The organism is Prevotella sp. P5-92 (genome assembly GCF_002251245.1).
Classification (GTDB): domain Bacteria; phylum Bacteroidota; class Bacteroidia; order Bacteroidales; family Bacteroidaceae; genus Prevotella.
In genome coordinates this window covers 1-645 of the sequence record NZ_NPJG01000120.1, presented here as the reverse complement: position 1 = coordinate 645, position 645 = coordinate 1, and the positions used below count along the sequence as shown (strand labels likewise).

At 46.8% G+C, this 645-nt stretch carries 2 tRNA genes and 1 rRNA gene; all 3 read right to left on the bottom strand.

The features are described 5' to 3' along the window. Positions 1-173 precede the first annotated feature (173 nt). Positions 174-247, bottom strand: a tRNA-Ala gene (locus CIK99_RS12190). 72 nt (positions 248-319) lie between these two features. Further along, positions 320-393 (bottom strand) — tRNA-Ile (locus CIK99_RS12185). Positions 394-549: 156 nt separating this feature from the next. Beyond that, positions 550-645 (bottom strand): 16S ribosomal RNA (locus CIK99_RS12180); the annotation flags it as partial.

Here is a 645-nt window from a genome sequence, read left to right as displayed (position 1 = left end):
TTCTTGGTAGTGGCCATCAACATGGCCGCTCATACTTTCAGCTGTATCCCGACAAACAAATATGTCAGGAAAACTTCTTTGTTGAGTTTTATTCTACAGTCTCGTGTGTCAATATGTCAAAGATCTCGTTCGGAAACAAAGAGTGAAAAACTGAATCACCCTTGATCCAATAGTGGAGAATATCGGGCTCGAACCGATGACCTCTTGCATGCCATGCAAGCGCTCTAGCCAACTGAGCTAATCCCCCTAAATTTGTGTATAGTCCCAGGCTTTTTTTGAAGCCTTAGGCACATTGACCTTATTTCATTCGGTCTATGAGTAGTCCCAGGCAGACTTGAACTGCCGACCTCCACATTATCAGTGTGGCGCTCTAACCAACTGAGCTATAGGACTATGTCAGGTTTCAAGTCTGTGGGTCTTAGCCCAATTCCTTTATCCCCTAATTACAGAGTTGCAAGTACAAGAAGAGGTAACGAACCAAAAAAAAAGGTCTCGTCGGAAGAAGAAAGACTTCTTCATTAACTCTCCACCTCTATGGCGCCCCTCCAGAAAGGAGGTGTTCCAGCCGCACCTTCCGGTACGGCTACCTTGTTACGACTTAGCCCCAATCACCGGTTTCACCCTAGGCCGACCCTCGCGGTCACG